Origin of the sequence: Pseudogemmobacter lacusdianii, assembly GCF_030848395.1 — a bacterium.
Lineage (GTDB): Bacteria > Pseudomonadota > Alphaproteobacteria > Rhodobacterales > Rhodobacteraceae > Pseudogemmobacter > Pseudogemmobacter lacusdianii.
In genome coordinates, this window is sequence record NZ_JAVDBT010000030.1 from 1 (window position 1) to 6,909 (window position 6,909).

Consider the following 6,909-nt stretch of genomic DNA (forward strand, 5'->3'; position numbering starts at 1 on the left):
CTTCGCTTTGCGCATATACGTTATCGTAGTTACGGGCAGCAGGCTTGCGGGTAGTGGAATATAATTTCATTTATGTTGACGTGCTGCGAGGCGCGGTGAATAATCGTTAGATGCGCTTGCGGCTTTTGTCGCGGTCCTGCGGTTTTGTGGGGCTGTGTCTTTTGGCCAAGCGGCGCCATCATCGGGAAGGAAAGTCTTGTGATCCGCTATATCCTGCGCCGTCTGGTGGCGATGCCGTTTCTTATTTTGGGCGTTGTGACGCTGGCCTTCTTGCTCACGACGGTGACGAAGGGCGACCAGCTTGCCTCGATCGTTTCGGACCGCCAGATGAACAACCCCGAGGTTGTGGCGGCGGCCAAGGCGCGCTGGGGGCTCGATCGCAGCCTGCCCGAGCGCTATGTGATCTATGTCACCAACCTCGCCCAAGGCGATATGGGGACCTCGTTCATCACCCGCCGCCCGGTGGCGCAGGACGTGCTTTACCGGCTGCCGGCGACGATGGAACTGGTGACGGCGGCGATCATTATTGCCTCGATCATCGGGATCTCTTTGGGGGTGCTGGCGGCGGCGTTCCACAACACGCCGATTGACCATATCTCACGGGTGTTTGCGCTGATTGGCTCTTCGGTGCCGGTGTTCTGGATGGGGCTGGCGCTCTTGTATGTCTTTTCGGTGCAATGGGGCGTTTTGCCGGGGCCGGGGCGCTTGAACCCAAGGGCGGCGCTGCCGCCGCAGGTCACCGGCTTCATGACCATCGACACGCTGCTGGCGGGCAATATCAAGCAATTCTTTGATGCGCTTTGGCACCTGATCCTGCCGGCCTTCGTGCTGGGCTGGGCGGTCGCCGGCTCGATCTCACGGCTGGTGCGCGCCAATATGCTGGAAGTGCTGAGCCGCGATTTCATCCGCACCGCACGGGCCAAAGGCGCCTCCGAGTTCCGCGTCGTGGTCCGCCACGCGTTGCGCAACACCATGGTGCCGACGCTGACCGTGATCGGCTATTCCTTCGCCTATCTTCTCACCGGCGCTGTGCTGACCGAGACCATCTTCTCTTGGCCGGGCATGGGCTCTTATGCGGTCGATGCCGCGCGTGGCCTCGATTTCCCCGCCATCATTGGCGTGACCATCGTCGGCGGTGTGATCTTCCTGCTGACCAACCTTCTCACCGACATTGCTTATGTCGTTGCCAACCCGCGCGTGAGGCTGAGCTAATCTATGACCACTGCAATCGCCTCACCCCGTCGTTTCCGCCGGCCGCGCTGGCTGACCTTGCCCTTGGCCATCGGCATCGCCATCGTCGCCTTCTGGGCGCTGGCCACGGTCGCCGCCCCTTGGATGACCGGCTATGACCCCTTGGATATGGTGGCGCGCCGCTTGCAGCCGCCAAGCTGGGAGCATTGGCTCGGCACCGATGCCTTGGGCCGCGATGTGCTGAGCCGCACCTTGCACGGCGCTTTGCACTCGATCCCGCTGGCCATCGTTGTGGTCGCAATTGCCGTGGCGATCGGCGCCACTTTGGGCGCGCTTTCGGGCTTCTTCGGCGGCTGGTTCGGCGCGGCGATCATGCGGCTTGTCGATGTGACGCTCTCCTTCCCGCCGATGCTTTTGGCGATGGCCGTTGCCGCCTCGCTTGGGCCGGGGTTGGAGAATGCCGCCATCGCAATGGTGATCGTCTGGTGGCCGGTCTATGCGCGCCTCATGCGCGCCCAAGTGCTGGAAGTGCGCGAGCGCGAGCATGTTGAAGCCGCCATCGCCATCGGCGCCGGCAAAGGCCGGGTGCTGCGCCGCCACATCCTGCCGCTGTGCTGGACCCCGGTGCTGATCAGCGCGACGATGGACCTTGGCCAAGTGATCCTTCTGGCCGCCTCGCTTTCCTTCATCGGGCTTGGCGCCACGCCGCCGACGCCGGAATGGGGCTCGATGATCTCGGAGGGGGCGTCGCAGTTCTATTCGTGGTGGATCGCCTTGGGGCCGGGCCTTGCCATCCTGACCATCGTTCTGGGTTTCAATTTCATCGGTGACGGCTTGCACGACTACTTCGACCCCAAGTCGCGCTAAAGCGCCGGACTTGGGCTCAATCGACCCGCATCGCGGGAGATGAGGCTTGGCTGCTTTGGCCTTGAGAACGGGCGCCCGCCCTTGGACAGGGCGCCCGCTTTAAGACCGAAGTCTGTCTTTAGGCAAAAGCCAGCCTTTGGAATTGGAGAAGGTAATGAGCGAACAAAAATTGCCGCTGGAAGGCATCAAGGTTTTGGATCTGTCGCGCGTGCTGGCCGGCCCTTGGGCCACCATGTCGCTGGGCGATATGGGCGCCGAGATCTGGAAGATCGAGAATGTCAAAGGCGGCGATGACACCCGCGCTTGGTCGGTGCCGAACTACAAAGGGGTAAGCACCTATTACCTCTGCGCCAACCGGGGCAAACATTCGATCGCCCTCGATCTTAAAGCCCCCGAAGGCCGCAAGATCGTGCTGGAACTGGCCGCCAAAGCCGATGTCGTGGTCGAGAACTTCCGCGCCGGCACCGTCGATCGCCTTGGCATCGGCTATGAAGATATCAAGAAGATCAACCCCGGCGTCGTCTATTGCTCGATCTCGGGCTATGGCCAGACCGGCCCCGAACGTGACCGTCCGGGCTATGATTTCATCATGCAGGCGGAAAGCGGCATGATGTCGATCACCGGCCAAGAAGATGGCCCGCCCACGCGCCTTGGCGTGGCCTTTTGCGATGTGGTCGCAGGCATGACCGCAACCCAATCGATCATCGCAGCACTTTATCAGCGCCGTGACACGGGCCTTGGCCAGCATATCGATGTGGCGCTTTTGGACAGCACGTTGAACATGCTGATCAACGTTGGCACCGGCTATCTGAACGGCGGCCACGTGCCGGCGCGCTTTGGCAATGCCCACCCGACCGTGGTGCCCTATCAAGTCTTCGACACCGCCGATGGCACCTTTGCCTTGGCCGTCGGCAATGACCGGATGTTTGCCGATTTCTGTACCCATGTGATCGACCGCCCCGAGATGGGCCAAGATCCGCGCTTTGTCACCTCGCATCAACGCGCGCTGCACCGCACCGCCCTCTTGGATGAGCTGGTCGGCATCATGCGCAGCCGCAACACCGAGGATTGGCTGGCCGCCTGTGATGCCGCCAGCGTGCCCGCAGGCAAGGTCAAATCAATCCCCGAGGCTTTGGATGAGGCCAGCCAAAACCCGCGCGGCCTGATCCAAGTCTTGCAGCATGAAGAGCTGGGCGAGGTTCGCGTTGTCGCCCCCGCCCAAGGTCTTGCCGCCCAAAAGGCGCAAAACCCCAAAGCTCCGCCCTTGCTCGGCGAAGACACCAGCACCATCCTGACTTCGGTGCTGGGCTATGGGGCCGAAAGCGTCGCAGATTTGGCGCAGCGCGGTGTGGTGGGGGTGCGCAAGCCCTCGGCCGCCAAAGAAGCCGCAGAATAACACATATTAAGGCGCGCCCGCCCCGGTGCGCGCCTTTCGTCCTCTGCTGATCAGGAAGCTGTCCAGAATGAGCGTCACCTACCAAAACCGCAACGGCATCGCCGTCGTCACCATCGACAACCCGCCCGTCAATGCGATGAGCCAAGCCATCCGCCAGCAAATCTGGGACATTGCCGGGCAGATCGAGGCCGATGATGCGGTGCAAGCGGTCGTGCTCACCGGCGCGGGACGGCTCTTCGTCGGCGGCGCCGATATCACCGAGTTCAACCGCCCGCCGCTTGAGCCGCATCTCACCGATCTCTTCACCCGCATCGAAGACGCGACCAAGCCTTGGGTCGTCGCCTTGCATGGCGTGGCGATGGGCGGCGGTGTCGAGATCGCGCTGGCCTGCCGCGCGCGTGTTGCCGCCCCCGGCAGCCGCTTTGCTTTGCCCGAGGTCAATATCGGCATCGTCCCCGGCGCCGGTGGCACCCAGCGTCTGCCCCGGCTGATCGGCGTCGAAGCCGCGCTGCCGGTGGTGGCCGAGAACAAAACCCTTGGCCATGAGGCCGCGCTGAAGCTGGGTCTCATCGACCGGGTGATCGAGGGCGATCTTGTGGAAGGCGCATTGGCCTTCGCCGCCGAGATGCTGGCAGGCCCGCTGCCGGTCTTGGCCCGCGACCGCGCCATTGCCGATCCGGGTGCGGAGTTCTGGCAAGCCGCCAGCGCCCGCATCGCCAAATCCTCCAAAGGCCTGACCGCCCCCGGCCGCGCGCTGGAAGCTTTGCGCTTGGGTGTCGAGCAAGGCTTCGCACAAGGCATGGCGCATGAGCGCGAGACCTTCCTGACGCTGAAGGCCAGCGCCGAAGCCGCCGCTTTGCGCTATCTCTTCTTTGCAGAACGCGCCGCCCCCAAACCCGCCGCGCTGAAGGGCATCACCCCGCGCGCCGTCAGCCTTGCCGGCGTCGTCGGCGGCGGCACTATGGGCACGGGCATCGTCGCCGCCTTGCGCAATGCCGGCATCAATGTGGTGCTTTCCGAGCGCGACGAAGCCGCGTTGACCCGCGCCAAAGACACGCTCTCGGGCATCTTCGGCGCCGCCGCCAAACGCGGCCTGATCTCGCAAGCCGATGTTGAAGCCCGCATGGCCGGCATCCGCTTTGTCATCGGCTACGCAGATATGGCCGATTGCGATCTGGTGATCGAGGCCGTCTTCGAAGAGCTCTCGGTCAAGCGCGAGGTCTTTGCGGCCCTCTCCCAGATCTGCCGCCCCGACACGATCTTGGCCACCAACACTTCCTATATCGATCCGCGCCAGATCGCGGATGGTTTCGCAGGGCCTGAGCGTTTCATCGGGCTGCATTTCTTCAGCCCGGCGCATGTGATGAAGCTCCTTGAGATCATCCCGCTGCCGCAAACCGCGCCCGAGGTTCTGGCCTCGGCCTTCGATCTCGCCCGCCGTCTGGGCAAAGTCCCGGCGCAATCGGGCATCTGCGAAGGCTTCATCGGCAACCGTATCCTCAAGCGCTACCGCCAAGAGGCCGAAGCCTTGGTGCTCGCGGGCGTCGCATGGGCCGATATCGATGCCGCTCTGCGCGGCTTTGGCTATGCCATGGGCCCCTTCGAGATGCAGGATCTCGCCGGGCTCGATATCTCCTATCTCAACCGCGAAGCCGCAAGGGCGCGCGGCGAAGATATCCCCACCACCCCGGGCGATCTGTTGGTGCGCGCAGGCCGCAAAGGCCAAAAGACCGGCGGTGGCTGGTATGATTACACGCCCGGCGATCGCAAGCCGCAGCTCTCGGCTGAGGCCGCGCAAATTCTTGCGCCGCTGGTCGCCGCCAATCCGGTCCAGATGGATGCAAGTGCCATTCTCGACCGGCTTTTGGCCGCTATGGCCGATGAGGGTCAGCGGATCTTGGACGAAGGCATCGCCAGCGATGCATCCGTGATCGACCTTGTCGAAGTGCATGGTTACGGTTTTCCGCGCGGCAAAGGCGGCCCGATGCTGATCGCGGCCGGCAAGAAGGACGAAGCAAAATGAGCTATCCCAACACCCAGCTTTACATCGACGGCATCTGGCGCGAGGCCACCGGCGGTCGCGTGATCCCGGTGCTGAACCCCGCCACCGGCCGCGAGATCGGCACCGTCGCCCATGCCGCACGCGAAGACCTCGACGCGGCCCTTGCCGCCGCCGAGCGTGGCTTCCAGATCTGGAAAGCCGTTCCGGCCTATGAGCGCGCCAAGTTGATGCGCGCCGCCGCAGCACTTTTGCGCGAGCGCGCCGATACCATTGCGCCGATCCTCGTCATGGAGAACGGCAAACCCCTGGCCCAAGCCAAGATGGAGATCGCCGGCGCGGCCGATGTGATCGAATGGTTCGCCGGAGAAGCCCCGCGCACCTATGGCCAAGTCATTCCCTCGCGCGCGACGGATGTGCTGCAATTCACCGTCAAAGGCCCTGTTGGCCCGGTGGCGGCCTTCACGCCCTGGAACTTCCCGATCAACCAAGTCGTGCGCAAACTCTGCGCCGCCTTGGCCGCGGGCTGCTCGATCATCGTCAAAGCCCCCGAAGAGACCCCGGCCTCGCCCGCAGCGCTGATCGCGGTCTTTGCCGATGCAGGCCTGCCCGCTGGCGTGATGAACCTTGTCTACGGCATCCCCGCCGAGATCTCGGAATATCTGATCCCGCATCCGGTGATCCGCAAAATCTCCTTCACCGGCTCAACCCCGGTCGGCAAGCAACTGGCCGCTCTGGCCGGTCTGCACATGAAGCGCGCCACGATGGAGCTGGGCGGGCATGCCCCGGTGATCGTCGCCGGCGACGCTGATCTCGATCTCGCCGTGCCGCAGATTGGCATGCATAAGTTCCGCAACGCCGGCCAAGTCTGCGTCTCGCCGACCCGCTTCTTGGTGCAAGAGTCCTTGCACGAAGACTTCGCCGCACGCTTCACCGCCATCGCCAAGAAGGTCAAAGTCGGCGACGGGCTTGACCCCGAGACCGAGATGGGCCCGCTTTCGAACGCGCGCCGCGTGCCCGCTTTGGAAGCCTTGGTGCAAGACGCCGTCGACCAAGGCGCACGCCTCACCACCGGCGGGCGGCGCTTGGGCAATGAGGGCTATTTCTTCGAGCCGACCGTGCTCGTCGATGTGCCGCTCTCGGCGCGGATCATGCATGAAGAGCCCTTCGGCCCGATCGCCGTGATCAACCGCTTCACCACGCTCGATGAAGCCATCGCCGAGGCCAACCGGCTGCCCTTCGGTCTCGCCGCCTACGCCTATACCTCTGACACCGCCACCGCGACCCGGCTGGGCCATGAGATCGAGGCTGGGATGCTGACCATCAACCACCTCGGCATCGCGCTGCCCGAAGTGCCCTTCGGCGGCATGAAGGACAGCGGCCATGGCACCGAAGGCGGATCCGAAGCCATCGAAGCCTATCTCGAAACACGCTTCGTAACCCGTAAAGGTTGAGC

5 protein-coding genes are annotated in these 6,909 nt (G+C 63.8%); all 5 read left to right on the forward strand.

Translation table 11 applies throughout. From position 1 onward, the window contains the following. The first annotated feature begins 198 nt into the window (after window positions 1-198). The 5 genes from Q9295_RS17700 to Q9295_RS17720 all read left to right on the forward strand — a co-directional run bounded on the left by Q9295_RS17700 (window position 199) and on the right by Q9295_RS17720 (window position 6,907). Window positions 199-1,212: an ABC transporter permease gene (locus tag Q9295_RS17700; RefSeq protein WP_306681917.1), complete on the forward strand. Its 1,014-nt coding sequence runs from the start codon at window positions 199-201 to the stop codon at window positions 1,210-1,212. 3 nt (window positions 1,213-1,215) lie between these two features. Further along, on the forward strand, window positions 1,216-2,058 hold the full coding sequence (locus tag Q9295_RS17705) for an ABC transporter permease (protein ID WP_306681918.1): 843 nt from the start codon (window positions 1,216-1,218) through the stop codon (window positions 2,056-2,058). A gap of 154 nt (window positions 2,059-2,212) precedes the next feature. Further along, on the forward strand, window positions 2,213-3,454 hold the full coding sequence (locus tag Q9295_RS17710; RefSeq protein ID WP_306681919.1) for a CaiB/BaiF CoA transferase family protein: 1,242 nt from the start codon (window positions 2,213-2,215) through the stop codon (window positions 3,452-3,454). Window positions 3,455-3,521: 67 nt separating this feature from the next. Then, window positions 3,522-5,477 carry a 3-hydroxyacyl-CoA dehydrogenase NAD-binding domain-containing protein gene (locus Q9295_RS17715; RefSeq protein ID WP_306681920.1) on the forward strand — a complete coding sequence of 652 codons (1,956 nt, stop codon included), beginning with the start codon at window positions 3,522-3,524 and terminating at the stop codon, window positions 5,475-5,477. Next, entirely contained in the window at window positions 5,474-6,907 is a 1,434-nt protein-coding gene (locus tag Q9295_RS17720; RefSeq protein ID WP_306681921.1) for an NAD-dependent succinate-semialdehyde dehydrogenase, read from the forward strand. The genes Q9295_RS17715 and Q9295_RS17720 overlap by 4 nt, the downstream gene beginning before the upstream one ends. Window positions 6,908-6,909 lie beyond the last annotated feature (2 nt).